Origin of the sequence: Burkholderia sp. 22088, assembly GCF_052045915.1 — a bacterium.
Lineage (GTDB): Bacteria > Pseudomonadota > Gammaproteobacteria > Burkholderiales > Burkholderiaceae > Burkholderia > Burkholderia cepacia.
In genome coordinates this window covers 163262-180047 of the sequence record NZ_JBQEPY010000007.1, presented here as the reverse complement: position 1 = coordinate 180047, position 16786 = coordinate 163262, and the positions used below count along the sequence as shown (strand labels likewise).

Annotated in this window: 10 protein-coding genes; all 10 read left to right on the top strand. The window is 66.4% G+C overall.

Annotation, left to right across the window (positions count from 1 at the left end):
- Positions 1 to 30: 30 nt before the first annotated feature.
- Positions 31 to 5925 (top strand): excinuclease ABC subunit UvrA, encoded by a 5895-nt coding sequence (uvrA, locus tag ACTJLD_RS15615; protein WP_440659243.1) that lies wholly within the window; start codon positions 31 to 33, stop codon positions 5923 to 5925.
- A gap of 876 nt (positions 5926 to 6801) precedes the next feature.
- A complete protein-coding gene (locus ACTJLD_RS15610; protein ID WP_440659242.1) occupies positions 6802 to 7842 on the top strand; it encodes an LLM class flavin-dependent oxidoreductase in 1041 nt (346 codons plus the stop codon).
- A gap of 108 nt (positions 7843 to 7950) precedes the next feature.
- Positions 7951 to 8646 carry an energy transducer TonB gene (locus ACTJLD_RS15605; protein WP_440659241.1) on the top strand — a complete coding sequence of 232 codons (696 nt, stop codon included), beginning with the start codon at positions 7951 to 7953 and terminating at the stop codon, positions 8644 to 8646.
- 66 nt (positions 8647 to 8712) lie between these two features.
- Positions 8713 to 9648, top strand: coding sequence for a MotA/TolQ/ExbB proton channel family protein (locus ACTJLD_RS15600; RefSeq protein WP_440659240.1), 936 nt, complete (start codon positions 8713 to 8715; stop codon positions 9646 to 9648).
- Positions 9649 to 9660: 12 nt separating this feature from the next.
- Positions 9661 to 10083 (top strand): ExbD/TolR family protein, encoded by a 423-nt coding sequence (locus tag ACTJLD_RS15595; RefSeq protein ID WP_021156566.1) that lies wholly within the window; start codon positions 9661 to 9663, stop codon positions 10081 to 10083.
- Positions 10084 to 10095: 12 nt separating this feature from the next.
- Positions 10096 to 10527 carry an ExbD/TolR family protein gene (locus ACTJLD_RS15590; protein ID WP_440659239.1) on the top strand — a complete coding sequence of 144 codons (432 nt, stop codon included), beginning with the start codon at positions 10096 to 10098 and terminating at the stop codon, positions 10525 to 10527.
- Positions 10528 to 11279: 752 nt separating this feature from the next.
- Positions 11280 to 13664, top strand: coding sequence for a TonB-dependent receptor plug domain-containing protein (locus tag ACTJLD_RS15585; protein ID WP_440659238.1), 2385 nt, complete (start codon positions 11280 to 11282; stop codon positions 13662 to 13664).
- Between the two features lie 46 nt (positions 13665 to 13710).
- Positions 13711 to 14514 carry a 2OG-Fe(II)-dependent halogenase WelO5 family protein gene (locus tag ACTJLD_RS15580; protein ID WP_091922009.1) on the top strand — a complete coding sequence of 268 codons (804 nt, stop codon included), beginning with the start codon at positions 13711 to 13713 and terminating at the stop codon, positions 14512 to 14514.
- 2 nt (positions 14515 to 14516) lie between these two features.
- Complete coding sequence (locus ACTJLD_RS15575) at positions 14517 to 15227, top strand: hypothetical protein (protein ID WP_048027334.1); 711 nt, start codon at positions 14517 to 14519, stop codon at positions 15225 to 15227.
- Complete coding sequence (locus ACTJLD_RS15570; RefSeq protein WP_060196965.1) at positions 15220 to 16578, top strand: MFS transporter; 1359 nt, start codon at positions 15220 to 15222, stop codon at positions 16576 to 16578. The genes ACTJLD_RS15575 and ACTJLD_RS15570 overlap by 8 nt, the downstream gene beginning before the upstream one ends.
- The last annotated feature ends 208 nt before the right edge of the window (positions 16579 to 16786 follow it).

The window sequence follows — 16786 nt, the reverse complement described above, 5'->3', positions numbered from 1 at the left end:
CTGGTTAACTCATTCAGACGGGCAGGCAAATTGTCATCCAGCAATCTGATCCGCATTCGCGGAGCACGTCAGCACAACCTCAAGAACCTCGATCTCGACCTGCGCACAGGCGAGATGACGGTCGTCACCGGCCCGTCGGGCTCCGGCAAGTCGAGCCTCGTGTTCGACACGCTGTACGCGGAAGGCCAGCGGCGCTACGTCGAGACGTTCAGCGCGTACGCGCGGCAGTTCCTCGACCGGATGGACCGCCCGCAGGTCGAGCGGGTCGACGGCGTGCCGCCCGCGATCGCGATCGACCAGACCAACCCGGTGCGCAGTTCGCGCTCGACCGTCGGCACGATGACCGAGCTGAACGATCACCTGAAGCTGCTGTACGCGCGCGCGGCCGAGCTGTTCGACCGCAAGACCGCGCGGCAGGTGCGGCACGACACGCCGGAGACGATCTACGCGGAACTCGTCGCGCGCACGCAGGCGGACGATCCGCGCGTCGTCGTCACGTTCCCGGTCGAGCTGCCCGAAACGGCGTCCGATGAAGAAGTCGCGCAGTGGCTGTCCGCGAGCGGTTACACGCGGGTGCAGGCGCAGCGCGAGGTCGCGTCGCCCACCGGGCCGCGCAAGGTGCTCGACGTGGTGGCCGACCGCTTCCGTGTGCAGCAGGCCGACAAGGTGCGCGTGGTCGAGGCGATCGAGGCGTCGCTGAAGCGCGGCGGCGGGCGCGTGAACGTGTACGTGCTGGCGCCGGAAGCGGAAAACGCGATCGCCGAGCCGCAGGTGTGGCGCTTCTCCACCGGGCTTCACGATCCCGACAGCGACCTGCGCTACGCGGAGCCGCAGGCGGCGCTGTTCTCGTTCAATTCGGCGTACGGCGCGTGCGAAACCTGCCGCGGCTTCGGTCGCGTGATCGGCGTCGATCTCGGCCTCGTGATTCCCGACGCGCGCAAGACGCTGCGCGGCGGCGCGATCAAGCCGATGCAGACGCCCGCGTGGAAGGAGTGCCAGGACGACCTGATGCGCTATGCGGCGAAAGCCGGCATCCCGCGCGACACGCCGTGGGCCGAGCTGTCGGACGCCGAGCGCGACTGGGTCGTCAACGGTTCGCCGGACTGGAACGGCAAGTGGCAGAGCCAGTGGTACGGCGTGAAGCGCTTCTTCGGCTATCTCGAGTCGAAAGCGTACAAGATGCATATCCGCGTGCTGCTGTCGAAATACCGCAGCTACACGCCGTGCGACGTGTGCGGCGGCGCGCGCCTGAAGACGGAGTCGCTGCAGTGGCGGCTCGGCTCGAAAGAGAACGCCGACGGCGTGCTCGCGCCGGCCGGCCGCTTCATGCCGCGCGGCGTCGACTGGAGCCGCGCGCAGCTCGAGGCGCTGCCGGGCCTGACCGTGCACGACCTGATGCTGTTGCCGATCGAGCGCATCCGCCGCTTTTTCGACGACATCAGCCTGCCGAGCGCGCTGCTCGACGATGCATTGAAGCTGCTGCTCGCCGAGGTGCGCACGCGCCTGAAATACCTGTGCGACGTCGGGCTCGGCTACCTGACGCTCGACCGCCAGAGCCGCACGCTGTCGGGCGGCGAGGTGCAGCGGATCAACCTGACGACGGCGCTCGGCACGTCGCTCACGAAAACCCTGTTCGTGCTCGACGAACCGAGCATCGGGCTGCATCCGCGCGATCTCACGCGGATCGTCGAGGCGATGCAGCGGCTGCGCGACGCGGGCAATACGCTGGTGGTGGTCGAACACGATCCGTCGGTGATGCTCGCGGCCGATCGCCTGATCGACATGGGGCCCGGCCCCGGCGAACGCGGCGGCACGATCGTCTACGACGGCACGCCGGGCGACATCCGCTCCGCGCACACGCTGACGGGCGAGTATCTCGGCGGCCGCAAGCATGTCGCGCATGCGTCGAACTGGGCGCGCCGGGTGGTCGACGCGAATACGCCGCGCATCGTGCTCGAAGGCGCGAGCGAACACAACCTGCGCGACGTGACGGTCGAGATTCCGCTGCAGCGGCTCGTCTGCGTGACGGGCGTGTCGGGGTCCGGCAAGTCCACGCTGCTGCAGGACGTGCTCTATCCGGCGATGGCGCGGCACCACGGCAAGGCGACCGAGTCGCCGGGCGCGTACCGCAGCCTCACGGGCGCCGACCAGGTGGGCGACGTCGTGTTCGTCGACCAGTCGCCGATCGGCAAGACCACCCGTTCGAACCCGGCGAGCTACGTCGGCGCGTTCGACGAGATCCGCAAGCTGTTCGCGAAGGCGCCGCTCGCGCTGCAACGCGGCTACGGCGCCGGCACGTTCAGCTTCAACTCGGGCGACGGCCGTTGCCCGACCTGCGGCGGCTCGGGCTTCGAGCACATCGAGATGCAGTTCCTGAGCGACGTCTACCTGCGCTGCCCGGACTGCGACGGCAGCCGCTACCGCGCGGAGATTCTCGAAGTGCGCATCGAGCGCGACGGCCGCGCGCTGAGCATCGCCGACGTGCTCGATCTCACCGTCAGCGAAGCAGCCGCGTTCTTCGCGACCGACGCCGAGGTGCTGCGCGTGCTGCAGCCGATCGTCGACGTCGGCCTCGAATACGTGAAGCTCGGCCAGCCGGTGCCGACGCTGTCGGGCGGCGAAGCGCAGCGCCTGAAGCTGGCCGGCTTCCTCGCCGAATCGGCGGCGGCCGTGAACGGCCGCCGGGTCGTCACGGAAGAGGCGCGCATCGCGCGGGCGAAGCTGTTCATGTTCGACGAGCCGACCACCGGGCTGCACTTCGACGACATCGCGAAGCTGATGCAGGCGTTCGGCAAGCTGCTTGCGGCCGGCCATTCGCTGATCGTGATCGAGCACAACCTCGACGTGATCCGCGCGGCCGACTGGCTGATCGATCTCGGCCCGGAAGGCGGCGACGGCGGCGGCCTCGTGCTGTGCGCGGGCACGCCCGACGACGTGAAAGCCTGCGCCGAATCGCATACCGGCGTGGCGCTGCTGCAGTACGAGCGCGCGATGGATGCCGACATGGCGCTCGCCGACGAAGGCAAGCCGCTGCAGGCCGTGCTGAACGCGGCGCGCGAGCGGCGTGCGATCGAAGGCGAGGACGTCGTGCGGATCGTCAACGCGCGCGAGCACAACCTGAAGGCGCTCGACGTCGACATCCCGCACGGCAAGTTCAACGTGATCACCGGCGTGTCGGGTTCCGGCAAGTCGACGCTCGCGTTCGACATCCTGTTCCACGAAGGCCAGCGCCGTTACCTCGAATCGCTGAACGCGTATGCGCGCTCGATCGTGCAGCCGGCCGGCCGCCCCGAAGTCGACGCGGTGTACGGTATCCCGCCGACCGTCGCGATCGAGCAGCGGCTGTCGCGCGGCGGGCGCAAGAGCACGGTCGCGACCACGTCCGAGGTGTGGCACTTCCTGCGGCTGCTGTACGTGAAGCTCGGCCTGCAGCATTGCATCCACGACGGCACGCCGGTCACGTCGCAATCCGTCGAATCGATCGCCGCGCAGTTGCTGCGCGATCATCGCGGCGAACACGTCGGGCTGCTCGCGCCGCTCGTCGTGAACCGCAAGGGCGTATATACGGATCTCGCGAAGTGGGCGAAGGCGCGCGGCAGCACGCATCTGCGCGTCGACGGCGAGTTCGTGCCGGTCGATCCGTGGCCGAAGCTCGACCGCTTCCGCGAGCATACGATCGAGCTGCCGGTCGCCGATATCGTCGTGTCGCCCGACAACGAAGCCGAACTGCGACGCGTGCTCGACGAGACGCTCGAGCTCGGCAAGGGCGTGATGCATCTGCTCGCGCCGCTCGACGGGCTGCACGACGCGATGCAGAACGATCATTCGACCGCGCGGGTCGGCACGGTCAAGGTGCTGTCGGTCAAGCGTGCGTGCCCGGTGTGCGGCACGAGCTACCCGGAGCTGGACCCGCGGATGTTCTCGTACAACAGCAAGCACGGCTGGTGCACGACCTGCGTCGGCACCGGCGTCACGCTCACGCGCGAACAGCGCGCCGCGTACGACGACACGGTGCTCGCCGGGGACGATCGCGGCCGCGAGCAGACGCTGCCGTCGGACGAACAGGAACCGGAAGGCGTCGGCAACGAGCCGTGCCCGGATTGCAACGGCACGCGGCTGAACCCGTCCGCACGGGCGGTGACGTTCGACGCGCACCCGATCGTCGAGGTCGCGCAATGGACGGTGTCGGACACGCGCCGCTGGATCGACGGGCTGGAGCTGACGGGGCGCGACGCGCAGATCGCGCGCGACATCGTCAGCGAGATCGGCAGCCGCCTCGCGTTTCTCGAGGAAGTCGGGCTCGGCTACCTGAGCCTCGATCGCGCGGCGCCGAGCCTGTCGGGCGGTGAAGCGCAGCGCATCCGGCTCGCCGCGCAACTCGGCAGCAACCTGCAGGGTGTGTGCTACGTGCTCGACGAACCGACGATCGGCCTGCATCCGCGCGACAACCAGATCCTGCTGGATGCGCTGCGCAAGCTCGGCGACAAGGGCAACACGCTCGTCGTCGTCGAACATGACGAGGACACGATCCGCCGCGCCGATCACATCATCGACATCGGCCCGGGCGCGGGCAAGCGCGGCGGCACGCTGGTCGCCGAGGGCGCGGTCGCCGATCTGGCCGCGCAGCCGGATTCCGTGACGGGCCGCCTGCTCGCGCAGCCGATGACGCATCCGCTGCAGCCACGCCGCAGCGTGAGCCTGCCGGGCAAGAAGGGCGGCGCGGCCGTGCCGGAAGCCTGGCTGACCGTGCACGGTGCGCGGCTGCACAACCTGCGCGACGTCACGGTCGGCATTCCGCTCGCGCGGCTCGTCGCGGTCACGGGCGTGAGCGGTTCGGGCAAGTCGACGCTCGCGCGCGACGTGCTGATGACGAACCTGCTCGACGCGGTCGGCCGCTCGGTGCTGTCGTCGCCGGCCACACGCCGCGCGCGCAAGGCCGCGCAGCAGGACACGCCGGCTACCAACCGTCGTTCGAGCGTGCTCGCGCGCAGTGCGCCGCGGCCGTCGCTGAACGTCACGCATGCGTGGCAGGGCTGCGAATCGCTGAGCGGCTGGGAGCAGATCGACCGCGTGCTCGAAGTCGACCAGACGCCGATCGGCAAGACGCCGCGCTCGTGTCCGGCCACCTATATCGGCGTGTGGGACACGATCCGCAAGCTGTTCGCCGATACGCTGGAAGCGCGTGCGCGCGGCTACACGGCGTCGCGCTTCTCGTTCAACACCGGCGACGGGCGTTGCCCCGCATGCGAAGGGCAAGGCGTGCGCACGATCGGCATGAGCTTCCTGCCCGACGTGAAGGTGCCGTGCGACGTGTGCCACGGGCAGCGCTTCAACCCGGAGACGCTCGCCGTCACGTGGCGCGGCCGGAACATCGGCGACGTGCTGACGATGGAGATCGACGAGGCGGTGGAGTTTTTTGCGCCGATCTCGAACATCGCGCATCCGTTGCAGTTGATGAAGGATGTCGGCCTCGGCTACCTGACGCTCGGCCAGCCGTCGCCGACGTTGTCGGGCGGCGAGGCGCAGCGCATCAAGCTCGTCACCGAGCTGACGAAGGTGCGCGACGACATCACGCGGCGCGGCCAGAAGGCGCCGCACACGCTGTACGTGCTCGACGAGCCGACGGTCGGTCTGCACATGGCGGACGTCGCGAAGCTGATTCGCGTGCTGCACCGGCTCGTCGATGCGGGGCATAGCGTCGTCGTGATCGAGCACGACCTCGACGTGATCGCGGAAGCCGACTGGATCATCGATCTCGGGCCGGAAGGCGGTGTGGGCGGCGGCACGATCGTCGCGGCGGCGCCGCCGGAAGCGCTCGTGCGGGTGAGCGCGAGCCATACGGGGCAGGCGCTCAAGCCGGTGCTCGCGCGAACGGGCACGGGCGAAGGGGAAGCCGAGCGCGAGGGCGAAGCGCGGGTAGGGTGAGCGCGGCACTTCGTGTTGAGAGCCCCGGTGCCAGGGGGATTGCCTCCTGGCTAACGGGCTCGGTTTTTTTCTTTCAAGCGGTGGGGTAATGGCTACGGTGTGACGCCGTTACCCCGCTTTCGATACGCGAAGCCTCGCGCTATCGGAGCTTCGTTTTCTGGTGTCGACCGGCGCCATCCCCGCATGCGGTGCCGTCAGGTCTGCCGGCGGCTCGCTCGATTGCGTGCCCGTCACTTGAAACACATCCCCCACGCGTTTTCGCGCTGTCGCATCCATTCCGTGATCGGGCTCGGTTGCACATCGAACCGTTGTGCCAGTGCGGCCAGCGTCCGCTCGCTTTTGGCGCTGCAAGCGCAGCACTTTTGCATCGAACCCCGTCGGGTGTGACCGTCGGGTTCTCTTCTTCATCGTCCAGGTTCCTGGGCCGGCATTATCGCGGGCCAACGGATCGAGCGTTCCACTTACACACCTGCCCGGATTTGCGGGGCCACGCCAGAATCAATCGCGAATTCCATTATGTGTGTGCGCGCTATCGGTTTTGATCCGCGCGTCATATTCATAGAAGAAATGACCGCAACGGGGCAGTCGCACGTTCTCCATAATCGACATTCGAGATTACCTGCCTATTCGACGCATTTTCATGAAAGTTTGAATCCGGTCAACCCGGCCATTCGCGAGGTTGAGTTCGATGTCGCGTTTCCTTTTTTCGATCCCCGATAAAAACCCGCTCGCCAAAGAGGCGAGCGCGCGCGTTTTGGTCGATGGTGCCGTGCTGGTCGTGCGTCATGCCTGCCGACAGGCAGATTGGGCAGATCCCGGGACGACAGTACGCGGCGCGTTTACCACCAGACAGACCCAATGACGAAGGATACGAAAGTGAGCAATGTCCGCATTGATCATATTGCCTTCCTGACACCGGGCAATTACGCCGGTGAAGACGCGGCGGCGGGATTCGAGCAGACGCTCGAACTGTTCGGCGCGGGCGAAGCGCTCGGTTACGACAGCGCGTGGGTGCGGCAACGCCACCTCGAGCGCGCCGTCTCGTCGGCCGCCACGTTTCTCGCGGCGGCGAGCCAGCGGACGACCCGGATCGGATTGGGCGCCGCGGTCATCCAGATGGGCTACGAGAATCCGTTCCGGCTGGCCGAGGATCTCGCCACCGTCGACGTGCTCTCGCGCGGGCGGCTCAATGTCGGGCTCAGCGCGGGCGCACCGAATCACGGCGCGCTGCTGGGCGAGCGGCTGTTCGACACCGATCCGGATCTCGTCGACTTTTCGCACGCGCGTGTGGCACGCCTGCGCCGCAATCTCGCCGGCGACTGGCTTGGCGGCGAAGACACATTCGTCGAATCGGCCGCGGGCCGGGTCCGGCCGCGCGTGAGCCCGTTTGCGCCCGGCCTGACGGGGCGACTCTGGTACGGGGGCGGTTCCAGGCGATCGATCGAGTGGGCCGCCAGGAACGGCTTCAACCTGCTGATCGGCAATATAACCACGGGCGAGGGCACCGATAACCATATCGACGCCCAGTTGCGGCAACTGGATCTGTATCGCGGCCATTGGCATGAAGCTCACGCTCCGCGGATCGCGCTGGGGCGCGTGATCGTCCCGACCGACGGCGCGAGCGCGAAGGAGCGCGAACGCTATCGCGCATTTGCCGACGCGCGTCATGCCCGCACGCTGGCGCCGCAGGGCGAGCGGCGCACGCTGTTCGCGCCGGATCTCGTCGGCAGCTCGGACGAGATCGTGGAGCGGCTGCTGGCCGACCCGGTGGTCGGACAGGTGCGGGAGCTGCGCCTCGAATTGCCTTACGACCTGCCGTTCGAGAACTACCGGCAGATTCTCGAGGACTTCATCACGCGTATCGCCCCGGCACTCGGGTGGCAGCCGGTTGGCCGGCGAGAGCCCGCCGCGGCCTGATGCGATCGACATGACATTCCATCGAATGGCGCACGTGATCGAAGTCGGCGACGGACCGGATGCCGCCGGGCACGCCGCCCCTTCGATCTCGTTGCAACTGGACCGAACATGACAACCGCTTCTCCATCCCGGCTCGCGGCAATCGGCCGCCCGCGCCGCTTCGGCAACAAGCAGACGCGTCCGGTACGCCGCTTCGGCGGTATCGCGATTGCCATTGCGCTGCATCTCGTCCTGATCTGGGCGCTCGTGAACGGTCTCGCGACCCGAGTCGTCCAGATCGTTCAGCAACCGATCGAGGCACGCATCATCGCACCGGTGAAGCCGCCGCCTCCACCGCCGCCACCGAAGCCGGTCGAAAAGGTCGTGTCGAAGCCGCGGGTGACGGCGCCGCCGCCGCCGTTCGTGCCGCCGCCCGAGGTGCACGTGCAGGCCCCGCCGCCCGCCACCATCACGCACCAGGACGCGCCGGTCCAGAGCGCACCGGTGCACGAAGCGCCACCCGCGCCGGCGCCGGTGCCGGTTGCCAAGCCGGTGAATCGCGAGATTGGCGTGGTCTGCCCGAATTCGGACGAAGTGCGGTCGTCGATCGTCTACCCGGCGGAGGCGCAGGACAACAACATCACGGGTGACGTGACCGTCGAATTCACCGTCGATCCGGACGGCCGCGTCACGAACCTGCGGGTCGCGCAGCCGGCCGATCCGGTGCTCAATCGCGCGGCGCTCAATGCGGTCAAGCGCTTCAACTGCATCGCCCAGGGGCAATCCGTGCGTGTGCGGGTACCGTTTTCCTTCAACCTGAACTGACGGGGAAGGCAACGCGGCAGACGCCGCCTGCTTCCCGGATCGATCCGAAATAGATATGGAGTGCGTATGAGAAAGCATTTTCGGGCCGCGCTGGCGGCAAGCCTGATGATCGCCGCCGGCGTGGGCGGCACGCTGGTCGCCCCGCAATCCGTGCTTGCCCAGGAGAAGGCGGCTGCACGGGTCGAGGCAGCATCCGGTGCAGCGCCGATCGTGGCGGCGCCGGATGCGGCGAACGGATCGGAGCGCCCGGTGCCGCCGCCCGAACCCGCGACGTCGGCCACCGTCGAGAATCCGTATGGGCTGGGCGCGCTGTGGGCGAACGGCGACTTCGTCGCGCGTTTCGTACTGGGGCTGCTCGTGGTGATGTCGCTCGGCAGCTGGTACGTCATGGTCACCAAGTTCATCGAGCAGGCGCGCGCGAACGGCCGCGCGAAGTCGGCCGACGAGCAGGTCTGGAATGCGCCGACGCTGGCCGAGGGTGCCGCCCAGCTCGACGATACGTCGCCGTTTCGCTTCATCGCCGAGAACGCGATCGAGGCGGGCGAACACCACGACACCGCGCTGCTCGATTCGGTCGACCGCAATACCTGGATCGACCTGAACATCGAGCGCTCGATCACCAGCGTGTCGAACCGCCTGCAGGACGGCCTGGCGTTTCTCGGCACGGTGGGCTCCACCGCGCCGTTCGTCGGCCTGTTCGGCACCGTGTGGGGCATCTATCACGCGCTGACGGCCATCGGCATCGCGGGCCAGGCGTCGATCGACAAGGTCGCCGGCCCGGTGGGCGAGGCGCTGATCATGACCGCGATCGGCCTCGCGGTGGCCGTGCCGGCCGTGCTCGGCTACAACTTCCTCGTGCGCCGCAACAAGTCCGTGATGGAACGCGTGCGCGATTTCGGCGCGCAACTGCATACGGTGTTGCTCGCGGGCGGCAGGCGCGCGGCGGGCCGCATCGCGACGCCGGCGGCACAGTCGCCGCAGGCGCTGGCGGTTCAGTCGTAGGCGGGGCGCGTCATGGCAATCAGTGTCGGCGGTGACGACAACGACGAAGTGATCTCGGCGATCAACACGACGCCGCTCGTGGACGTGATGCTGGTGTTGCTGATCATCTTCCTGATCACGATCCCGGTGGTGACGCACACGATCCAGGTGCAGTTGCCGGCGGAGCGCGTCCAGCCGCTGCAGACCCAGCCGAAAAGCATCGAGATCGCGGTGAACCGGCAGGGCGACCTTTTCTGGGGCACCGAGCACGTGAACCTTCCGACGCTGGTGTCGCGGCTGAAGGAGATTTCGACGCAGGCGCCGCAACCGGACGTGCACGTGCGCGGCGATCAGGCGACGCCGTATCAGTACATCGGCCGGGTCGTTGCGGCATGCGAGCGGGCCGGGGTCGTCAAGGTCGCCTTCATCACGCAGCCGCCCGCGCGCGGGGGCTAGGGAGTTCGAACGATGGGTATGAACGCAGGCTCAGGAGGGAGCAAGGACGATCCGGACGTGATGGTGGACATCAACACCACGCCGTTGATCGACGTGATGCTGGTGCTGCTGATCATGTTGATCATCACGATCCCGATCCAGATGCACTCGGTGAAGATGAACCTGCCGGTGGGGACGCCGCCGCCACCGCCGCATCCGCCCCAGGTGGTGCAGATCGACATCGGTGCGGACGGGGCCGTCAACTGGAACGGCGCGGCAGTGAGCGGCGGGGCCGCGCTGGACGCGAAGTTCCGCGAGGTGGCGGCCGAGGCCGACCAGGACGAGATCCGGCTGCGCCCGGACAAGTCCGCACCCTACAAGGCGGTGGCCGAAGTGCTGGCCTCCGCCCAGCGCGAGGGCGCGACGAAGATCGGCCTGATCGGCAACGAGCAGTACATGGAGTGAGCGGCTCGAAAGAACGATGGCGCGGATAGAGTCGTCTCCCGCCGGGTCGCACGCGATCGCGCGATCCTCTCGGGTGCCGCTGTCCGCACAATCGCCGCACTGTCACGCAGCTTCGCGCAACCCAGCGTGAATCGCATTCGCCGGCCGGGCGACGCAAACGTGTTGTCCAGGCCCGGCGCTCCCGCACGAGCAGATCACCTGCCACGCTGCAAACTAGTACGCCGGGCGACTGGCCATCCATTCGCATCAAGAAACCGACGCGTTCCTCCTAAGCCGGCCACCCCCATCAGCGAAGACTGCTCGAAGCGGAGCAGGGCCGCCGGGCTGCGATCGTTCCGCCATCGCAATGATGTCGACATCATCACGATACTTTCCGGCCCATCGGTTCGAACATGCAATGCGCAGCTTGTCGAGCGAAATCGATATTTCACAAACGTGCGCATATTCCTTTTCATTATTCAAATCGGGCATCGTCAATATCAACCAAATTAACGGGTGCCATTTCCATTCGCCACGCAATCGCAACATTTTCTGCGTGATTGCGTAATCGTGCGCAAGGCCGGCAATTGTCGGATGAATCGATAAATGAAAATGCGTATTTGTTATTTAACAAACTATTACACCAGGAGGATGATTCGTCACGCACTGATATCAAAACAAACGAGAAGCGTGACGCGAGAATGAAACGACACTTCGCGGCGCGCTGAAATGAGGGCCTTGAAGTGGTTTATCAGAGAAACGACATTGCGCGCGTGAGGATCCCCCGTTGCCGCTCGCTGGCGCTGGCCGCCTGCTGGATTACTGCCGGCAGCGCCGCGTGGGCACAGGGCGCGAAGCCGGAACCGGCGCCTGCCGGCGATACCCGGGACGTCGTCGTCACCGTTCAGGACGTCGTCGTCACGACCGGCACGCGTGAAAGCGCGCGGAAGGTGCGCGATGCCGCCGCCCCGGTGGAAGTGATCAGCGGCGACGCGCTGCGGCGCACCGGGCAGGGCAACCTGCGCGACGCACTCGTCCAGCTCTCGCCGTCGATCGCGCGCCAGGCGATGCGCGGCGATGCGGGCAACCTGACCAGCGCGCTGACGCTGCACGGGCTGAGCCCCGATTACGTGCTGGTGCTCGTGAACGGCAAGCGCCGTCATTCGACCGCGAACGTGTCGCTGAACCGCGGGCCGCAGCAAGGATCGACCGGTGTCGACGTCGACCTGATCCCGGTCACGGCGATCGATCATGTCGAGATTCTCCGTGACGGCGCATCCGCGCAATACGGCTCGGATGCGATTGCCGGCGTGATCAACGTCATCCTCAAGTCGAATTACCAGGGCGGCGAGGTGTCGAACACGACCGGCCAGACCTATCAGGGCGACGGCCTCGCGCAGAACAATGCGGCCACCATCGGGCTGAGGCTCGGCGATACCGGTTATGTCGACCTGAGCGCCGAATACAACCGGCAGAATCATACGGTGCGAACCGACGCCGATCCGCGAACCGGCCGGAACGACAACCTGATTCTCGGGTCGCCTTCCAGCACGCGGGAATCGGTCGCCTTCAACGCGGGTTACCTGCTCGAAGGCGGCGCGAAGCTGTACGGCTTCGGCACGTATGCCCACCGGAGCGGCGGCAGCTACCAGAATTTCCGGTTGCCGTCGGTCCTGCACGCGCTCTATCCGAACGGCTTCACGCCGCAGGAAACGATCAATGAAAACGACTTTTCGTTGACCGCGGGCGTGAAAGGCGACCGGCTGCTCGGCTGGGCATGGGACATCAGTTCGACCTACGGCCGAGACAACATCGGCATCGGCATGGTCAATTCGGCGAATACGAGCCTGTTCGCCGCGACCGGATCGACGCCGACCGGCTTCCGCCTGTCGACCTTCACGAACACGCAGTGGACCAACAACCTGGACCTGTCGCGTGCATTCCACCTGCCGCTGCTGCCCGCGCCGCTCAACGTGTCGATCGGCGCCGAGCATCGCCACGAAAGCTATACGGTCGGCGCGGGCGATCCCGCATCGACCTACGGTGCGGGCAGCCAGGCGTTGCCGGGCCTGTCGCCGCTCAGTGCGCTGTCGAAATCGCGCGAGGTGCTCGGCACCTACATCGATCTCGCCACCCGGCTCGCGCCGAACTGGCAGGTGGATCTCGCGGGGCGCTTCGAGCATTACAACGACGTCGGCAGCACGACCAACGGCAAGGTCTCGACGCGCTACGACATCACGCCGCGCATCGCGGTCCGCGGAAGCGTCGGCACCGGCTTTCGCGCGCCGTCGCTCGCGCAGCAGTACTTCACGAACCTGAACATCTCGCCGCTTTCCGCCTACGGGCAACTGGCCCCGAACTCGCAGGCCGCACGCAACCTCGGCGCGACGCCGCTCAAGCCCGAGAAGTCGACCAACTTCGATATCGGGCTCGTGCTCAACCCGCTGCCGAACCTGAACGTGACGATCGACGCGTACCAGATCAACATCCGCGACCGGATCGTGCAGGGCGGCACCTATAGCGGACAAGCCGCGATCGATGCGCTGACGCAGGCCGGCATCACGTTGCCGGCGGGCTTGCCGTCGGTGACGGCGAACTATTTCACGAACGGCGTGAATACCCGCACGCGCGGCCTCGACATCCTGGCCACGTATCACAGCAACTTCGCGAGGTGGGGGAGCGTCGACTGGGATCTCGGCATCAACTTCAACACGACGAGCGTGACGAGCGTGGGCCGCGACACCAACGGCAACACGCTGTTGAACGCGCAGCAGGTCGGCTACATCACGTCGTCGACGCCGAAGAACAAGATCATCGTCGGTGGCACCTGGCACCGTGACAAATGGGCGCTCAGCCTGCACGAAACGCGTTACGGCACGACCTCCGGCGAAGAGAGCTACTGGAGCGGCCCGAATGCATTTTCGACGACGCGCTTCGCGCATTTCACGAACGCGGCGCGCTACGTCACCGACGTCGAGCTGCGCTATGCGATGACGCGCAAGTTCGAAATCGCGGTGGGCGCGAACAACCTGTTCAACGTGTACCCGAGCAAGCTGCCGTCCGAGAACCAGTTCCTGGGCACGCAGTACGACATCGTGTCGTCGCCGATCGGCATCAACGGCGGCTTCTATTACCTGCGCGCCCGCTACCTGCTCTGATGCGCGCGGCTCCCTTACTTCTTTCACTCCTTCATTCCATCACGCCATGAACCGACCGGCAGAGGTTGACCATGCAGTGATCGACGTCGACGAAACGTCGCTGTGCGCCGATCACATTCTCGATTTGTGCAGAGGCAATGCGCTCGCGATACGCATTCGTGCGTTCACGCCGCCGGCGGTCGTCCGGCGAGCGGAGGAGCAGCTGTTCGCCCATCCCGACCGGGGCGCGCTGGGTCACGCAGCCGAATTTACGCGGCTCGGCATCGCGTACGCGGAGGTGCGATCCGAAGAGGTGCGGCAGGCGTATCACCGGCATGCGCGCGCCAACATCGAGCGCGTTCGTACGTTGTTCGGCGAGCTGGCGTCGCCGGTCGACCGGTTCCGCACGCTGCTCGACGACGCGTGGCCCGAAGGGGCACGGCTGCTGAGTGTGGGCGGGAGCAAGTGCTTCGTCGGCGTGTGCCGCTACCTGACGCCCGGCGTGGATCTCGAGCCGCACATCGACAACCTGGAATGGACGCTGCCGGCGGGCACCGGATGGGCGCTGCAGTATCAGCTGTCGGCCAACATCTATCTGCAGGTGCCGCCGCACGGCGGCGAGCTGGAACTCTGGCGCGTCGCACCCGATGCGCGCGAATACGAAGCGCTCAAGGGCGATCGCCACTACGGGATCGGCCGCGAGCACGTGGGTGCGCCCGACCTGGTGATCAAGCCGGAGGTGGGCGACCTGATCTTCCTGAATCCGCGTTTCATCCACGCGGTTCGCCCTGTCCGGGGCGCCGACCGGGTCACGTTGAGTGCCTTCGTCGGCATCAAATCCGTTACCGAACCCTTAGTTTACTGGAGCTGACCATGTACAAGGTTTCATTGCAGGCACAAGGAAAATTTCAGGCGCACGAGTACGTCGGCAAGACGGCACTGCTGCTGATCAGCGTCGGCAAGGAATATCACGAAGGCGAAAAACTGGCGGCGACCGTCGACAAGATCAACGTGGCGGGGTTCGGGCAATGCGTGATCGGCGTGGCCGATACGCTGCAGCGCCACAACTATGCGACCGGCTCCGCGCGCAGCAACTATCAGAAAAGCCGCGACCGCGGCGACGCGTGGCTGCGGGACCACGAGGGAACCCTCGCGAAGCTGTCGATGCGGCGCGAGATCCTGCGATGGGACGACCTGCTGCGCCGCGACGACTATTCGCAGTACTACCATCTGATCACGAACGAGTACTACTCGAATCCCGAATACCGTTACGCGATCAACGACACCATCGGCGTGTTCGCGGAGCGGAACGGGCTCGTGCAGGGCACCCGTGAACACGAGGACGCGTTCTATCGCTCGCTCTTCTACATTCTCGAGGAATGCCCGATCATCATGCCGATGTGGGCGCGGGACGGTATCGATTTCATCATCTACCCGAAGCAGATGACCGCCGCGATGAGCAAGACCCGCGAGATTTTCGTGCAGAACGGGAGCGATGCCCGCGCCAACTGGCTGGCGGTCAAGTTCAAGAAAAAATCGCAGTCGCACGCAGACGAGGAAACCGAGGCACTGGCGCATGACTAATTCATCGAGCAAGGTTCGGAAATACGTCGGGCTGACCGGCATCTGTATCGCGAGCTTCCTGGGATGTATCGATCTCACGGTCGTCAACACGATTCTTCCGGCGATCGGCCGCGACTTTTCGATCCCGATCCAGACGACGCAGTGGATCACGTCCATCTTCATGGTCGCGCTGTCCGCGTTCATGGTGCCGGTTGCGACGCTGGCCGACAACCTCGGCCGCAAGAAGCTGCTGATCGTCGGCCTCGTGATCTTCGGCGCGGCTTCGTTGCTGGCGGGTATCGCGCATCAGTTCTGGCTGCTGGTCGGGTTCCGCTTCCTGCAGGGCATCGGCTGCGCGATCCTGTACACGGTATCGGGCGCGATCGTCAGCTACACGTTCGACGAGAGCGAACAGGGCAAGGCGCTGGGGATCCTGTTCGGCGCCAACGGCGTCGGGCTGGCGCTCGGCCCGATCATCGGCGGCCTGTTCGCCGGCGCGCTCGACTGGCACGACGCGTTCCTGATCAACATTCCGTTCATCGCGATCAGCCTGGCGCTCTGCGCCTGGGCGATACCGGAGTTCAAGGCGCAGGCGCGCAAGCGCATCGACGTGACGGGGTGCCTGCTGCTGGTCGTCGGCCTGACCACGCTCGTCAGCTATCTGTCCGTCGACGGCGGCCGGCTCAATCTCTGGTTGCTGCCGGTGTCGCTCGTCGCGCTGGCCCTGTTCGTCTGGCATGAGTTGCGCACGCGCGACCCGATCGTCGAGTTTCATTTCTTCCGCGAACCGAGGTTCCTGTCCGCGCTGCTCGCGACGTTCTTTCTCGCGTTCTTCTACTGCATCGTGCTGCTCACCCTGCCGATCTTCTTTTCGACCCAGCTCCACAAGAGCGACATCACCATCGGGCTGTATCTGCTGCCGGCGACCATCACGTTCTCCATCGCGTCGTCCTGGATCGGCGGCCGCAGCGAACGGCTCGGCCCGTCGCGGGTGATCGTGACCGGCCTGTCGCTGTTCGTCGTCGCGTCGATTCTGCTGTCGATCGTCGCGGGGCAGCCCGACGCAGCCTGGTTCGTCGTGCCGCTGCTGCTGTTCGGCATCGGCTGGGGCGCGATACTCGGGCCCTCGACGCTGGTGGCGCTGGGTGCGCTGCCGCGCGAAAAGGCGGCCGTGGCGATGGGCACGTCGTGGACCGTGCACAACGTGGGCGGCGCGAGCGGCATTGCGTTCGCCATCTTCCTGATGCGGCAGGTCGACGATTTCCGGCATGGCTATCAGACGCTGATGCTGGCGCTCGCGGCCATCATTCTCGCCGCCGGCGCGCTGTACCACGTGCTGTCGCGTGAGTCGGTAGCGGTGGCCATCGACTGATCGGCCGCCGGAGTCGCATCGCTCGCGGATCGTCGCGCGAACGGGTTCCCATCAATAGCAGGCGGATGTCCGGGCGGTTGCCGGGCATCCGTCGTCTTGCCCGACAGGCGCGCGGTCTGGCTCGCGCGGGGCGCGCTCGCGCATGCGTGCTTTCCAGACAGCGTTGACCCGACGCCGCGGGCGATTTCCGTGCGGCGTCCATGCGACC

Excerpts from the sequence above, each read along its gene's own strand:
- ACTJLD_RS15605 (WP_440659241.1), top strand. The coding sequence starts at position 7,951 with ATGACAACCGCTTCTCCATCCCGGCTCGCGGCAATCGGCCGCCCGCGC.
- ACTJLD_RS15600 (WP_440659240.1), top strand. The coding sequence starts at position 8,713 with ATGAGAAAGCATTTTCGGGCCGCGCTGGCGGCAAGCCTGATGATCGCC.
- ACTJLD_RS15595 (WP_021156566.1), top strand. The coding sequence starts at position 9,661 with ATGGCAATCAGTGTCGGCGGTGACGACAACGACGAAGTGATCTCGGCG.
- ACTJLD_RS15590 (WP_440659239.1), top strand. The coding sequence starts at position 10,096 with ATGGGTATGAACGCAGGCTCAGGAGGGAGCAAGGACGATCCGGACGTG.
- ACTJLD_RS15580 (WP_091922009.1), top strand. The coding sequence starts at position 13,711 with ATGAACCGACCGGCAGAGGTTGACCATGCAGTGATCGACGTCGACGAA.
- ACTJLD_RS15575 (WP_048027334.1), top strand. The coding sequence starts at position 14,517 with ATGTACAAGGTTTCATTGCAGGCACAAGGAAAATTTCAGGCGCACGAG.
- ACTJLD_RS15570 (WP_060196965.1), top strand. The coding sequence starts at position 15,220 with ATGACTAATTCATCGAGCAAGGTTCGGAAATACGTCGGGCTGACCGGC.